Genomic DNA, 16,357 nt, shown 5'->3' with positions numbered 1-16,357 from the left:
CAAACCAATGAACCAGATTATTAAAACAAAATTTATTATCCACAAGTTTTATCTGTCGCTCTTAATATTATTTGCATTTAGTTGCAAAGAGACTAATAAAAATATCCAAAACGATATTTCTAAAGAAGCAGATACTATTGTACAACCAAATATTGTAGTTATTTATCTAGATGATTTAGGTTACGGCGATATAAGTGCCAACGGTGCCACAGAAATTAACACACCAAACATTGATAATTTGGCAAATGGCGGTGTCCGTTTCACTAATGGTTATGCTACTTCAGCAACTTGTACTCCCAGTCGTTATGGTATTTTAACCGGAGTATACCCATGGAGAAATAAAGATGCACAAATATTACCGGGTACCGCACCATTAATTATTAGTACAAACCAAATGACCGTTCCTAAAATGTTAAAAGAACAAGGTTATGCAACCGGTATTGTGGGTAAATGGCATTTAGGTCTCGGCACCGGACATGTAAACTGGAATGAGAGAGTATCACCAGGTCCTAATGAAGTTGGTTTTGATTATTCTTATATCATGGCAGCGACACAAGATCGTGTACCCACAGTGTATATAAAAGATGGTCATGTAGATGGTTTAGACCCAAATGACCCTATAGAAATAGATTATTCTAAAAATTATGACAATCAACCTACAGGAAAGGACAATCCTGAATTACTGAATATGAAATGGCATCACGGTCATAATAACAGTATTGTTAACGGTATTCCTAGAATTGGTTTTATGAAAGGTGGGGAAGATGCCAAATGGAGCGATGTAGATATGGCCGATCACTTTTTAGAAAAAGCTCAGGCATATGTCAAAGATCATAAAAAAGAACCCTTCTTTCTTTACTATGCACTTCAACAACCACATGTACCAAGAACACCTCATCCACGTTTTGTTGGCAAATCTGGTATGGGACCACGTGGCGATGTTATTCTTGAGGCAGATTGGGTTATTGGTGAATTTATGAAAACATTAGAAAATGAGGGTATTTTAGAAAATACCTTAATTGTTTTCACCAGTGATAATGGTCCGGTGCTAAATGATGGTTATTATGATGATGCCGTAGAGAAATTAGGAAAGCATACCCCGGCAGGCGGATTAAGAGGTGGGAAATATAGTCTATTCGATGCCGGCACTCATGTGCCTTTTATAACATATTGGAAAGGAACAATAAAACCAACAGTTTCAGAAGCGTTAGTTTGTCAAATAGACTTATTAAACTCTTTGGCCAGTTTAACAGGTAGCACTCAAAAAACAGATGACAGTAAAGATATAATAGATGCCTTATTGGGTAAAACAAAGAGTGGCAGAACCGATCTTATTTTGGAAGCCAGCCAAAAAACTGCATTAAGAAGCGGAGATTGGATACTGATTCCGCCATATGAAGGCAGTTCTTTCAATGACCAGGTTAAAATTGAATTAGGTGTTTCTGAAGCATATCAACTTTACAATATAAAAGAAGATAGAGCACAAGATAATAACCTCGCAGAAACCAATACTGAAAAACTGAAAGAAATGATAACAACCTATGAAAAATTAAGGGGTACCGAAAAAACGAAAATTAAAGAATTAGAATTAAAATAATTTATATCAACCCATACCATTAAGGCTTTGAATTTTTATTCAAAGCCTTTTTTTATCTCATTCTTTCAAGTAAAACAACATTAAGTAGGTGAGTAAATTTCATTTATTGATAACTATTGTTGTAATTAACCATATGTGTTAGTTTTCCGGCCATCTATAATTTAACAAGTTGCTCTTATAGAATAATTTTATTTCAAATTTAAATAACGAAGTAAATGAGGTTTGTAAAAATCCAACATGTTATGGTTTTGTTCTTTATAGCATCAAAAATTATTGCCCAAGACCTGACTATTCCTCCAAAAAAGTATATAGACTCTATTGAACTTAAAAATAGTATTGAAAGGGTAAATTCTGCTTATCCCCTATCCGACCAACAAAATTCTAAAAGTTGGAAACTAATAAAAAAATATTCTGATGAATTTGAGGGTAATAATTTGAATTACAGTAGATGGTATCCCAATAATCCAAAATGGAAAGGTAGACCACCAACTTATTTTCATGAATCAAATGTGAGCCTAAAAAATGGGGAGTTAGTAATTAAGGTAAACCAACACGGAGCTGAAAAATTACCTAATGAGTTTACGCATTCAACAGGCTTTATAAAAAGTAAAACTAAATTTTTATATGGCTATTTTGAAGCTGAAGCTAAATTAATGGATACGCCATGGGTTTCTGGTTTTTGGATGACAAACGTAGATAAAGATTGGTGGACTGAAATTGATATCTGTGAAAACGCACCTGGCGTAGAAAACAATCGCCATGATTTAAATTCAAATATTCATGTATTTAAATCTCCAAAAGAACATGGAGATGTTAAAAAGCATTTCTCTAGAACCAAAAAATATTTTTTCCCAGAAGAACTACAAAAAGATTATCACGTTTGGGGGCTAGAATGGACCAAGGAATATATCCGTTTCTATATAGATGGCATACTATTTAGAGAGGCGAAGAACACACATTGGCATCAACCTTTAGAAGTCAATTTTAATTGTGAATCTAACAAATGGTTCGGTGCCCTACCGGATAACAATAAGCTAAATGGTGAATATCACGTAAAATATTTTAGAGTTTGGAAATAGAAATAATGAAAATGAAAAAATTACAAATAATCATAATCGCTCTTTTATTGTCTTCACATGTAAAGGCACAACAATTACCAGAGGGGTTTAATGCTGGCGACAGAACAAAAACGAATTTAAATATTGGATGGAAATTTCATTTAGGCGATGTAACAAATTCACCTACCGCAATAGATTTTGACGATAGTACCTGGCAAAATGTATCCGTTCCACATACACCGCAGCTAGTTTCTTATGAAATGGATAGTATTAAAGAAACTTGGGTACAAGAGAAGTATTTGCGTGATATTAGTTGGTATCGAAAAAAAGTAACTATTAATGCCAATACTTCTGATAAGGTATTCTTGGAATTTGAAGCAGTACATAATGCTACAGAATTATGGGTGAATGGTGAGCTAGTAGGTAACTATGCGGTGAACGGATATGTTCCTTTTCATTTTGACATTACTGATTATGTACAATTGGGTAAAGAAAACAGCATTGCTATAAAAGCAGACAATTCGTATAGTCAAGTTATTGCTCCCGATCCCCACAGAACCGATTACGTAAAATATGGCGGATTATATAGAGATGTCTATTTAGTAACTACTAATAAACTACATGTAAATTATAACTGGGAAGATTTTGATGCAGGTGTGCATATAACAACACCAACCGTAAATAAACACAACGGTACCGTAACGATAAAAACAACGGTAAAAAATGAAAACGATACAGCTAAGAAAACTAATATTGTAACCCACATAATCAATAGAGATGGCTACGTTATTAAAAAATTAGTTTCTGAAATAAGCATTGCTGCCAATACTACACACACCTTTAGACAATCTGCAACCATAGAAGATGATTACCATTTATGGTCGCCAGACTCTCCTTATTTGTACCGTGTAAATTCAGTCATTTATACTAACGAAACACCCGTTGATTTTGTAGAGAACACGTTTGGTTTCAGAAAATTTTCTTTAGAAAAAGGAAAAGGTTTCGTTTTAAACGGTGAGCCTTTGTTCTTGGTCGGTGCCAATCGCCATCAAAGTTACCCTAACATTGGTGATGCCGTACCAAACTCATTTCATTATAATGAGGCATTACAATACAAAAATGCGGGTATGAATATCATTAGGCTTTCGCACTACACACAAGATGATGCGTTTATTAAAGCTTGTGATGAACTAGGGATCTTTATTTATGAAGAACCTTCTACATGGATAGAATGGGGAGATGACAATTGGTTTTCAAATTTGGAAAAAGCTACTAGAACAATGATCCGTAATCATAGAAATCACCCATCAATAATTGTTTGGGGAGCTGGTATTAACCATAGAGGTCCTGTTCCTAGAATGCAAACCGTGGCAAAAGAAGAAGATCCTTTTAGATTAACCGCCTCTGCCTCTGCCCCATGGGACGGACCAAAAAATGAAGGCATTACAGATGTACATGCAACTATGGATTATAGAAGAACAGAATTTCCAGAGAGTGCTTTTACCATGGTTATGGAACATGGTAGTTCTCCAAATTCAGAAGTAAATCAATTTCATATATCCAGGTACAAGGGTAATAAAAATAATTTTGCCGCCATTACATGGCTAGGTGCTGATTACAACCATTTACAACCCGATATTGTGGATGACCAATGGTCACGAGATTTTATGACCACGTACGGTGTTTTATCACCTTATAGAGTACCTAAACCTGTGTATTATTGGTATCAATCAGAATTGGTTGAAAAGCCTATTGTTCACATTGCTGATGAAACGGTATCTAAAGATGGAAAAGTTCGTGTTTTCAGTAATTGCCAAGAAGTCGCCTTATACTATAACAACGAATTAATCGCGAGACAATTACCAGATAATGAACTTACCAAACTCAATTTAAATCATCCTTCTTTTACATTTAAGCACAATTGGAAAGAAGGCACTTTAAAGGCCATAGGGTATTCCAATGGAGAAAAAGTCATAGAATTTATCAGAGAGAAAGAAGGAAAACCACATCATTTACATGTAGAATATAATATAACCGATCAACCTTTTTATGCAGGTGGGTCAGATATAAGATTAGTTTACGCCTCTATTTTAGACGAAAACAACGAAGTAGTTACCGCTGCTAAAAAAGAAATTCAGTTTTCAGTTTCTGGCGCAGGTGAATTAATAGACAATGGAAAAATTTATGCTAATCCTGCATTAGCATATAATGGCGTAGCAGCTATTTACGTAAAAGGTACTTCTGATTTTGGATCAATAACCGTTACTGCAAAAGCAGCAGGCATCAAATCTGGAAAAGCATCTATTAAAACCGTAAAATTTAACACTAATGAAATTGCCAATAATGCGACACCCATTTACGATTATCCGATTACTAGGGTCGATATTGGAGGAGAGAAGCAATTAGTACAATTTGAATGGGAAGAATGGACAGGAAATTCTGATCAGCAATTAAGTTATTCTATCAAAGAAACAAATACAAACATAGCAATAAGTAGTAGCCAAAAAATTAATTGGTTAGGTGATGGTACTAGCATGTTAGGCGATTTAAGTTTTGTAGGCACAGATGGTGTATTTGTTGAAAAAGGTGAAGTTCAAATGAAATTGACAAATTTAAATGCAGGTAAGTATACTTTAGAAACTTTTCATCATGCACGAAAAACAGATATTAAATTAACAAACGATATAGAAGTAACTGTTGAAGATGCTGACGGTAAATTTACTAGAACTTCTGACGACCATATTGTTAATTACTATGACAATAGTAGTAGTGGTGAACGCAGACCAATTTCAATAAAATCAATGATAATATCCGATGGTTCCAATCCTGTAACTTTAAAATTTAAAAGTAAAAACGAAAAAGGCAGCCTTTGGTTAAATGGCTTGATTTTAAAACAGATTAAATAACTCAATTTAACTTTAAAAAAAAATGTCTACTAACTCAAAACTCCATTTATTTTTAAGTTTTATTCTGTTAATAGCCTGTGTTGGCAAACAGGAAAATAAAAGCAATATTGGTGAAATTATTAAGCCAAACGTAATCTTAGTTATTACAGATGACCAGGGATATGGTGATGTAGGTGCACATGGTAATTCAATAATCAAAACACCTAATATGGATGCTTTTTACACAGAAAGTACACATTTAACCAATTTTCATGTAGGACCAACTTGCGCACCAACACGAGCTGGTTTAATGACCGGCAGATATGCAAACAGCACTGGTGTTTGGCATACCGTTGGCGGCTGGTCTTTATTACGAGAAAATGAGAAAACTTTAGCCAATATGTTTTCTGAGGCCGGTTACAAAACTGGTGGATTTGGAAAATGGCACTTAGGTGATAATTATCCGTTTAGACCAGAGGACCGTGGGTTTCAAGAAACCGTAATGCACGGTGGTGGTGGCGTACAACAAACACCAGATTATTGGAACAACACCTATTTTAACGACACTTATTTTCATAACGGAAAACCAGAGAAATACGAAGGGTATTGTACAGATGTCTTTTTTAATGAAGCTATAAAATTTATACAGACTAATAAAGACAATCCTTTTTTCTGCTATATAGCGCCCAATGCTCCTCATGGTCCATACAATGTACCCATGGAATATTACAATTTATATAAAGATTTAGGTAAAGATGTTTTGGCAGATACCCAAAAACGTTTCTACGGAATGATTACGAATATCGATGACAATTTTGGTAAACTAAGAAACAAACTGAAAGAATTAAATGTAGCCGATAATACCATTCTAATTTTCATGACCGATAATGGTACATCTGCGGGTTACTATAATAAAAAAGGCAAGATTACAGGCTTTAATGCTGGTATGCGTGGTACCAAAGGAAGCGAATATGAAGGTGGCCATAGAGTTCCGTTTTTTATCTATTGGAAAGACGGAAAAATTAGTACAGCCACAGACATTAATACTCTAACAGCACAGATAGATATCATGCCCACTTTAGCAGATTTGTGTGGCATTGATTTGCCAAAAAACCATCAGCCTTTAGACGGACAAAGTTTAGTGCCGCTTTTAAGAGGAAAGGATACCTTGAAAAATAGAATGCTAGTAACAGATTCACAACGTATTCAACATCCTAAAAAATGGAAAAACTCTGCCGTTATGCAAGAAAACTGGAGATTGATAAACGGAAAAGAACTGTATAACATTTCTAAAGATCAAGGACAGCAAAATGATATTGCAGTAGAACGTCCTGAAAAAGTGAATGAAATGAAAGCCTTCTATGAAAACTGGTGGACGCAAGTTTCTAAAGATTTTGATAAAGATGTTTACTTTAAACTAGGTTCAGAACATGAAAACCCAATAACACTTACTGCGCATGATATTCATGCAGAATCGGGCGCTTATCCTTGGAACCAAATTTATATTAGAGAAGGTGTAATTGGTAATGGGTACTGGAGTGTAGATATTTTAGAAAGCGGTAATTACGAGGTGTCTTTAAGACGTTATCCTATAGAATCAAATTTAGCTATAAATGCAACAACACCTGCTATAACAAAAGAAAACCTACCTGGTTTGGAAAACGATATTCCGGAAGGAAAAAACTTGAGTTTTGTAAAAGCTACCATTGAGTTTGAAAATCAACTTAAATTAGAAAAGGTTGTGAATGAAACTGATCTATCAACCACATTCACCGTTTCATTAAAAGCAGGAAAAACTAAGTTTACAGCTAATTTTTTAGATGACGCAGAACAAAATAACACAGTATACTATGCGTACATCAAAAAAATATAACATGAATACATAGTGATATAAAAATTTAGAACTACGCTTTTAATGACAAACGATTTATTAATAAAAAATATAACTAAAAATGTAGCTTTTTCTAAAACAGAATTAGAAGAATTCACCGAACTATTTCACTCCAAATCCATTAAAAAAAAGGAATTCTTGTTAACCCAAGGTGAAATATGCAAATTTGAAGGTTTTGTTTTAGAAGGTTGTTTCAGAATATTCATTATCGATAAAAAAGGTAATGAGAACACTTTATACTTTGCCGCTAAAGATTGGTGGCTAATGGATATTGATAGTTTTATGAACCAAATTCCTTCTAACTTAAATATGCAAGCTTTAGAAGATAGTAAGGTACTTTTAATTAATAAGCAAGATAAAATAGCGCTATACGATAGGTTTCCGAAGGTTGAAAAACTTTTTAGAATTATGTCTCAAAAAGCTTTGGTTTCATGGCAAAGGCGATTAATAAATAATCATTCATTCACAGCAAAAGAGAGATATTTCCATTTTATTGAAAAGTATCCAGACATTGCCTCAAAACTAACTGATAAACAAATAGCAGGTTACCTTGGTATTCGGCACGAATTTTTAAGTAAAATAAAAAGGCAATCATAATTTAATAATATTTTTTTACGAGTTGAACTAGTTCAACTGTTTTCTCTTAATGGTTTCTAATTTTTGTAATTCATAAAAAATCAGAAAAATGAATTCATTAAAACATTTTAAAATTTGTGTCATTCTAATTATGGTCTCATTAACATCAAGTTTGGCAAATGCCCAAATATCAAATGATATTACACATAATGATGCCTTAAAAGCGCTTTTAACAGCAAAACAAAAAGCAGAAGAATTAAATGTTGTTGTAAACATTGCAATAGTTGATGCTGGCGCAAACCTAAAATCGTTTATAAGAATGGACGAATCGTTTCTTGGTAGTATTGACATTGCTATAAAAAAAGCAAAAACATCACGCTACTTCAATATAGCTACAGGCGATTTAGGAAAGCTTAGTCAACCAGGAGGAATTATTTATAACATTGAACATTCTAATGGTGGCTTAATTACATTCCCCGGAGGGATCCCTATAATAAATCAAAATAAAAATATTATTGGAGCCATTGGTGTTAGTGGTGGCACTATAGAACAAGATCGTGATATTGCCATTGCAGGAGCAAATGCTATTTTAAATCAATTAAAAAACTAAAAACATGAATCTTTTAAAAAACATACTCCTTTTATGCTTTTTAGTTTTATCGCAAATAAGCTTCTCGCAAGTTTCTGATGACGCAATGCTTTACAGAAAAGACTTCAAAAGTATATCTGGAAAAAACACAGTTTCTGTAACCAGTTACGAGAAAGACGGCTCTCATTATGTATTTGCAGGTGGCGTAGGTAATATTGATGTCTATAGTTTAGATAAAGAAGGTATTCTAACCCCAATAAGCAATCATGAACTTCATATGAAAAAAGGACCTGCTCGAGGTATGGTTGCAGACCGTATTAATGGAACAGATTTTCTTTTTGTGGCTAACAAGCACGGCAATGTCATTGAAACATTTAAAATTTTAACCAACGGATCTTTAGAACGTGTTGCTTTAGTAGAAGACACCGATAAAACATATTTAGGAACAGCTATTACGTTACAGGTCGTTCACATGAAAAAAGCATCGTACCTTTTCATAGGCGGTTTAGAAGAAACTCCTGGGTTAAGTAGTTTTAAAATACATAATGATGGGAAGCTAACCCATGTGCAGTCTATGAAAGACGACCAAACTATTCATACAGATGGTATTATAGGCATGTTTGTGCATAACATTAAAGGAAAGACCTATTTATACACTGGCGGTTTTCAAGACAATGGTGTAAGTAGTTTCAGAGTCTATGATGACGGAACTTTCAAGAACATAAATAATATTAGCGATAACAATACAGATAGATATTTAACAGGAGCTTACCCAGTAACAGGAGTAACTTTAGGGGAAAACAAATATGTAATTGTAGGTCATAGACATCACAAATATTACGAACGAAATGGCTTTATTAAAAAAACAGACTTTGAATATCATGGTGATGGTGTAAGCGTATTTAAAGTGAATAAAAAAGGAGCTTTAGTACCACATTTTGTTCTTAAAGATGATGAAAGCACCAAATTACAAGGTCAAACTCGAATTGAAATAGTTTCAGTAGATAGTAATGAAGCTGTTTTAGCAGTTGGCACAAGAGATGATGCCAGTATACAACTATTAAAACTAAATGAAAATGGTATTCTAAGTCCTATCAATTATTTAGAAACAGGATATTCTATATATTATGGGCTACGATCTCATAAAATTGGAGAAGACAATTTCTTAATTGCTGGTTCTTTTCGTTTTGATTTAGGAAAGATAGCAACCTATAAAATTGCGCCAAAAATTAACAGAGAAGGTAAAGTGTTAAGGCATATCGTAAATCTGAAATATAAAGATAATGCTACTGAGGATCAAGTAAATGAAGCTGTTAAAACTTTTGTGAATCTTAAAAATGAAATTCCAGAAATTACCAACATTGAATGGGGAGAGAACGATAGTACAGAAGGTGCCAGTAAAGGTTTCACTCATACGTTTACAATCACCTTTAAAGATGAACATGCTAGAGAAATATATCTATTTCATAAAGCCCATTTAGACTTAGTTAAAAAGGTAGGACCGATTATTGGTGATGTTTTTGTAATGGACTATTGGACAACTATAAATTAATTTTGAAAGAGAAATGGAAAATTTAAAAAACAAAAAAGCAATCATTACAGGCGGTGGCAGAGGTCTTGGTAAAGCCACTGCAATAGCATTTGCTAAAGAAGGTATCGATGTTGCCATTACCGGCAGAAATGAAAATATTTTAAAAGAAACAGTTACCGAACTTGAAAACTTAGGCATAAAAGCTATCTATGCTGTTTTTGATGTAGGTAATTATGAAGAGGTTAAAAACAGTATAAAAGCTATTATCGATACACTTGGCGGAATAGATATTTTAGTTAATAATGCGGGTATAGGAAGCTTTGGTTCATTTAATGACATGCCGGTTGAACAATGGACTCAAATTATACAAACCAATCTTATGGGTATATATCATGTGACTAAAGAAGTTTTGCCATATTTAATTGCTAAAAATGAAGGTGATATTATTAATGTCTCTTCTACAGCAGGATTAAATGGAAATGCAACTACATCGGCATATTCAGCGTCAAAATTTGCAGTTATTGGCATGTCTGAATCCTTGATGAAGGAAGTTCGTAAAAACAATATTAGGGTTGTTACATTGACCCCAAGCACTATAGAGTCTGATATGTCAATTGAAGCAGGTATTGCAGAAAAGGGTTCTGCAGATAGCGTGTTACAACCCGAAGATTTTGCGGAATTGATTCTTGCCGGTTTAAAACTTCCTAGAAGGGCAATGCTGAAAAGTGCTGCTTTATGGTCTACGAATCCTTAAAATAATTGCAACATAGTATTGGTTAAATAATTTTGACAATTACTTAACCAATTTCTTATATAATAATCATCCAACAAAAGAATGAAAATGAAAAAAACGTTTCTATTCCTTTTCCTTTTAGCCACCATAGTTAAGGCACAAGACCGCCCAAATATTGTTTTTATTTTAACCGATGACCAATCATATGATCTATTAGGCTGCACAGGCAACCCAATTGTTCAAACTCCGAATATAGACGAGATAGCTAAGCAAGGTATTCTTTTTACCAACGCACATGTTACCAGCGCCATTTGTACCCCTAGTAGAATATCTATTTTATTAAGTCAGTATGAGCGTAAACACGGTGTCAACTTTAATTCTGGCACTAGTGTTTCAGATACTGCATGGGCAAACTCTTATCCGGTAATTATGCGTAATAACGGTTATTATACGGGTTGGGTTGGCAAGAACCATGCTCCAGTTGGTAAAGGTGGTTACAATAGTGGCTTAATGGAACAAAGTTTTGATTATTGGTATGCAGGTCATGGCCATTTAGGCTTTTACCTGAAAGACAATCATAGTATTTTTAATGACGCTATTGCCTTTACGCAACCAGAAATCATTAACGAAGGTGTCGATGATTTTTTAGACCCGAATGCTAGAAAATTAACGGGAGCATTACACTTTTTAGAGAACAGGCCTAAAGACAAACCTTTTATGCTATCCATTAATTTTAATTTACCACATGGAGCAGGAACCAGCTCAATGAAATTAAAAGAAACAGACGATGCGATTTATAAAAACATGTATCGTGATGTAGACCTTTCGCTACCTGAAAATTATATTGCCAAGGCAGATATAACTTCCCCAAAATTACCTGCAGATTTACTTAAAGTAGAAGATAGACAAGTAGGTTATAATTATGTAGACACCCCAGAATCATTAAAAGAACGCTACATAAGAGAGTTAGAAGCAATGACAGGCATTGACCGCTTGGTAGGTAATCTTCGAAAAAAACTCAAAGATTTAAAATTAGATAAAAACACCATTATCATTTTCACCTCTGACCATGGTCTCTTTGGTGGTCAACAAGGTTTAGGCGGCAAAGCACTTTGTTATGAGCAGACTACCCATGTGCCTATCATTGTTTATAATCCCAATGCGCATAAGAAGCAAAAAGGTTTAAAAAGTGATGCCTTGGTACAGACTATAGATATTGCCCCAACAATGCTAGCGTATGCTGATATTAAAGTTCCAGATACCTTTCAAGGTAAAGATATATCAGATTTAATTGAAGGCTCAAATACCGAAGTAAGAGACTATGTATATACCGAAAATTTATGGTCTACCCATTTTGGGAATCCTAGATGTGAGTCTGTTCAGGATAAAGAATGGAAATACATAAGATATTATAAGAACAATAACTTTTCTGCCACTAAAGAAATTAAATATGCAAAGCAAATTGGCATTCCGATTAATGAAATGTTATATAGTATGCATGACCCTCAAATCGCAACATATCGTGATTATATAGACTCACCTTTACATGGAGAACAACCAGTTTATGAAGAATTGTACAACCTCAAAGAAGATTCAGCCGAGCTTAATAATTTAGCTGAAAATCTTAAATATGCTACAGTTTTAGAGGATTTGAGAACGCAATGGAAAGTAGAAATAACAGCAGCCAGAGGAACAGGAAAAGCACAGGTTTTAAGATATACCAATGATGCTTTTCCAAAAGCTAAACATTGAGATTAATAATTTATCAGTCAATTGATAAATGTAATATAGCTACTATTAAAATACCTTATAACAGCACTAGAATATCTTTAAAACTATACGTGTTATACTTCTAAACATTTAACGCATTGACTAAATTCAATAGGAATTAGCCTTATTAAAAATTAAAACTAATGATCAAAACAGTTAAAGCAGTATAGCTCATTTTATTGATTGCCGTATTTTCCTGCAGTAATTCTAGTAATAGCATTATGGATGTGTCACCAGAAGGAAACCAAATTGAAACTCCTGTTAATGAAAACGAACCAGATTCTAACCCGAAACCTATATTTTTTTAGCAAATCAAGATCCTAATCCTAGTGGTGAAAAATGGGTAAGTGTTGATGGACTATCTGATGAATTTGATTGTAACGGGTTAGATGCTAACAAATGATTGGATAGAAGAGACCTCATCACAGAAAATGGGGTTTGAACAGCCTTTAGAAAATCGCTACACTAAATTTGATTGGATCAGAGTTTGGAAGCTTGAAGATATATAGTAAACTCAAAAACATATTATATCTAATCACTAATAGTAGTTGCATTGGTCGTCGCTCTATTAAACTTTGTACTAGTACATTTAGTAAATACTGCAATTCACTTCCAAATTCATTTTAAAATCCCGTATAAAATCAATCATTATTTTTCTTTACAGCTCTACCCTCCGGGTGTTTGTTAATAGAACCCATACCTTGTGCAAAATAAACTTCCGGCTTATGCCAAACACCGGTATTCTTAAAAGCTGGCTCATCATAATCCAAACTCAAATCGCAATCAAATCTCCCTAAAATTGAATATCCTTTTCCTGGTGTACCCGCATTTATGAAATGAGATAGACCCCAAGTAAAACCTCTACCATCTTTAGTGTCTGTAAATGCATCTGCAACAAAAGGTGCGGCCGCTGATGGAGTTAAAGAAACACTCGATGCTATTTTAAAATTTACTCCGTCTTCAGCATACTGTATGGTTTCACGTTCATTTCCATCTTTGATTGCCAAGGTGGCTACACCTCCTTTATAGGGCCAATATGTGGTCTCATGACCTGATTGCATAACCGGATTTAAATAGTGTTTTTTATAAGGTCCTAAAGGATCTTCTGCTATTGCCAAACCATGCCCTACTGCATAGTTAGTTCTATTATCTGGCCATTTATTATAGGCTGCTTTATAGTATACATAAATTTTTCCATCATGAACTATAGGTTGCGGGTCATGTGTAGCTTTGTAATCCCACTCTCCCTCTTTACCAAACGGAATTACCTTATCGCCTCCATGAATCCAAGGACCATCGGGCGAGTCGGCATATGAAATAGAGACAGGGCATAAATCGCCTTTTAACCCACTAGGTTCATCAAAAGCTTGGTAGTACAGATAGTATTTATTCTTCCAAACAAGAATATCGGGCGTAGCCACAGAACGCCATCCTGACTTTAGCTTTTCAGGACGTGAAATAGCCACCCCTTTTTCTTCCCAAGTAACTCCGTCTTTACTAGTTGCATACCAAATATCACATAAATCCCAATCGGTAGAAGGTATTACATCGGTAGCCTCTGCCGCACGATTCCAACCAATAGGAGGTACTACTGTATGCCTTTTAGTGTACCAAACATAATAAGTATCATTTACCAAGATTGGTCTAGAAGGATCTCTTCTAGAAATAGTACCATCACCATTATTATAATCAAAACCATTTAAACGCGTATACTTAAATTGCGAGAAAAGTTCGTTGTCTTGAACTCTTGGTGTTGGGTAATTAAACATTCGCTCTGAAGAAGCACTAAGCGGAATATTTGGCTTTTCAATAGGCATTTTAAAAGGAAAAATCTGTAAAGTATCGATTATGACATTGTCTACAACCTTAGCTTCTTTCTGAGTACAAGATATTGCCGAGAGCACTACCAGTAAAAGAGTACTTATCTTCAAGTTATGTGAAAACTTCATAGTTATATGTTGTTTGATGTGAATTTTACAATTTTAAATTATTCCCACTCTTTGTAAATTTCTTTTAATTGATGGTAGGCTTTCTTTTTATTTCGATGTTCATCAACTATGCCCCATTCTCTAAAACCCGAAGCGGGTGTACCTTTATAATTACTTCTGTAATCATTATAACTCCAAATAGAAACGCCTGTTACCCAAGGGTACTTTTTCAATTCATTTAAATAGCCCACCAATTCATCGCTCAAAGCACCTTCTGGTGCAGGACCTATTTGACCTATTCCTATTTCAGAAATAAAAATGGGTTTTCCTGGAAATTTCTCATGTGTTTTTTCTGCCAAAACAGGTGCATTTCCGTAGCTGTTCATTGATATAAAATCTACTTTATCATAAGGTTCCGTTCCTATTTCTCCTTTTCTATAAGCAGTAATACTAACATAAGTTTTTAACCGTGTGCTATCTAATGTTGCTACATAATCTAACATAGAATCTACGTAACCATATTGTTCTTTAGTTAGCGCCTTATCATCCCAATCACCATCTGGATTTCTTAGTTCATTACCTACACTCCAGGCTACTACAGAAGGATGATTAAAATCTCTTTCAATCATGGTATTCAACCATTGTTTTGTTAGTGGATTATTTGGAAAAGAATTAGGGTCTTCATCTCCCCAAACCGGAATTTCTTCCACTAATAAGAATCCGTTCTTGTCACAAAAATCTAACAGATTTTTAGATAAAGGGGCATGCATTAGTCTTGAAAAATTACACCCCAAAGACTTTATATCCAAGATATCTTGTTCTATTAACTGATCTGGTTCTGTATTACCGTAGTTAGGATGATCGTGTACACGATTGACACCGTTCATTCGTACAGCACTATTATTTAAATAAAACTGTTCTCCTCTAACCTCAAATTTTCTAATCCCAAAATTATCAACTGTTTGATCCTGCAACTTACCATCTACTTCTACATCTGTAGCTAATTGATATAAATTAGGCGAATTAAAATGCCATAAATCAAAGTCAGATAACTTTCTCTTAAATGTTACGGTTACTTCTTCTACTTCTCCGGCATCTAAGGTTAATGCAGTTTTAGGCAGCTTTTCTTTTTCTTTAATTGTTGAATTAATGGTAACATTTACAGAAGATTCTTCATTGTTTTCGATTTTATACTTGATGCTGAAATTCACAACTTCATTCTCAAAATCGGGTACCGAACTAATATGCTGGTAAACCAACCTTACAGGTTCATTAGCTTCTAAAACCACTGCTCTACTTATACCGCCCCAAGCCCACCATGCACCTCGTTTAATGGTGTTATCTGCCATTACTACCACATCATTTGTTCCAGTTTTATGTATATAAGGTGTTATATCATAATCAAAAGGTAAATAGCCTCCAACGTTGGTTCCTAATAAATTTCCATTTAACCAAACCTTTGCCGTTTGATATACTGCCCCAAATTTTAATCTAATGTGCTTGTCTTCCCAATTTTCAGGAAGCGTGAAGCTTTTCTTATAATAACCTTTGCCCACATAAGTGCCGTATTTTTCTCTAGTATCCCAATTGCCAGGAACAGTAATGGTATCCCATTGCTGGTCTGTTTGCGACAACACTGCTATTTCTGCTATAGTATTTGATGCTAAAAATTGCCAAGTACCATCTAAAGATTTATTCTTCTCATAGGTATTAAAATCGTTTAGGGGGCTTACTTTTTTACAGGAAACACCCCATAAAACAATAATAGAAAACAGTAAAAAGAGCTTCTTATGCATACT

The 16,357-nt window shown here is 34.3% G+C and carries 11 protein-coding genes; 9 read left to right on the top strand and 2 right to left on the bottom strand.

All coding sequences use genetic code 11. The annotated features are described in order from the left end of the window. Positions 1–7: 7 nt before the first annotated feature. From BUC31_RS08375 to BUC31_RS08335, 9 genes are all read left to right on the top strand, one after another. Positions 8–1,597 carry a sulfatase family protein gene (locus tag BUC31_RS08375; RefSeq protein ID WP_073242989.1) on the top strand — a complete coding sequence of 530 codons (1,590 nt, stop codon included), beginning with the start codon at positions 8–10 and terminating at the stop codon, positions 1,595–1,597. A gap of 215 nt (positions 1,598–1,812) precedes the next feature. Then, a complete protein-coding gene (locus tag BUC31_RS08370; protein ID WP_073242987.1) occupies positions 1,813–2,676 on the top strand; it encodes a family 16 glycosylhydrolase in 864 nt (287 codons plus the stop codon). 11 nt (positions 2,677–2,687) lie between these two features. Next, positions 2,688–5,561, top strand: coding sequence for a glycoside hydrolase family 2 protein (locus BUC31_RS08365; protein ID WP_073243831.1), 2,874 nt, complete (start codon positions 2,688–2,690; stop codon positions 5,559–5,561). Between the two features lie 22 nt (positions 5,562–5,583). Continuing rightward, positions 5,584–7,413: an arylsulfatase gene (locus BUC31_RS08360; RefSeq protein ID WP_073242985.1), complete on the top strand. Its 1,830-nt coding sequence runs from the start codon at positions 5,584–5,586 to the stop codon at positions 7,411–7,413. Positions 7,414–7,455: 42 nt separating this feature from the next. After that, complete coding sequence (locus tag BUC31_RS08355; RefSeq protein ID WP_073242983.1) at positions 7,456–8,028, top strand: Crp/Fnr family transcriptional regulator; 573 nt, start codon at positions 7,456–7,458, stop codon at positions 8,026–8,028. Positions 8,029–8,116: 88 nt separating this feature from the next. Then, positions 8,117–8,617, top strand: a complete 501-nt coding sequence (locus tag BUC31_RS08350; protein WP_073242981.1) for a GlcG/HbpS family heme-binding protein — start codon at positions 8,117–8,119, stop codon at positions 8,615–8,617. Positions 8,618–8,621: 4 nt separating this feature from the next. After that, on the top strand, positions 8,622–10,148 hold the full coding sequence (locus tag BUC31_RS08345; RefSeq protein ID WP_073242979.1) for a Dabb family protein: 1,527 nt from the start codon (positions 8,622–8,624) through the stop codon (positions 10,146–10,148). Between the two features lie 13 nt (positions 10,149–10,161). Further along, positions 10,162–10,881, top strand: a complete 720-nt coding sequence (locus tag BUC31_RS08340; protein ID WP_073242977.1) for a 3-ketoacyl-ACP reductase — start codon at positions 10,162–10,164, stop codon at positions 10,879–10,881. A gap of 87 nt (positions 10,882–10,968) precedes the next feature. Next, positions 10,969–12,612 carry a sulfatase-like hydrolase/transferase gene (locus BUC31_RS08335; protein ID WP_139251911.1) on the top strand — a complete coding sequence of 548 codons (1,644 nt, stop codon included), beginning with the start codon at positions 10,969–10,971 and terminating at the stop codon, positions 12,610–12,612. A 659-nt stretch (positions 12,613–13,271) separates the two neighbouring features. On the opposite strand, the gene BUC31_RS08330 is transcribed toward BUC31_RS08335, so the two are convergent. Beyond that, positions 13,272–14,579: a glycoside hydrolase family 117 protein gene (locus BUC31_RS08330; RefSeq protein WP_073242973.1), complete on the bottom strand. Its 1,308-nt coding sequence runs from the start codon at positions 14,577–14,579 to the stop codon at positions 13,272–13,274. 38 nt (positions 14,580–14,617) lie between these two features. After that, positions 14,618–16,354 (bottom strand): glycoside hydrolase family 2 protein, encoded by a 1,737-nt coding sequence (locus BUC31_RS08325; RefSeq protein ID WP_073242971.1) that lies wholly within the window; start codon positions 16,352–16,354, stop codon positions 14,618–14,620. Positions 16,355–16,357 lie beyond the last annotated feature (3 nt).

It is taken from the genome of Maribacter aquivivus, assembly GCF_900142175.1.
Taxonomy (GTDB): domain Bacteria; phylum Bacteroidota; class Bacteroidia; order Flavobacteriales; family Flavobacteriaceae; genus Maribacter; species Maribacter aquivivus.
This window is presented reverse-complemented; position numbering and strand designations above follow the sequence as displayed.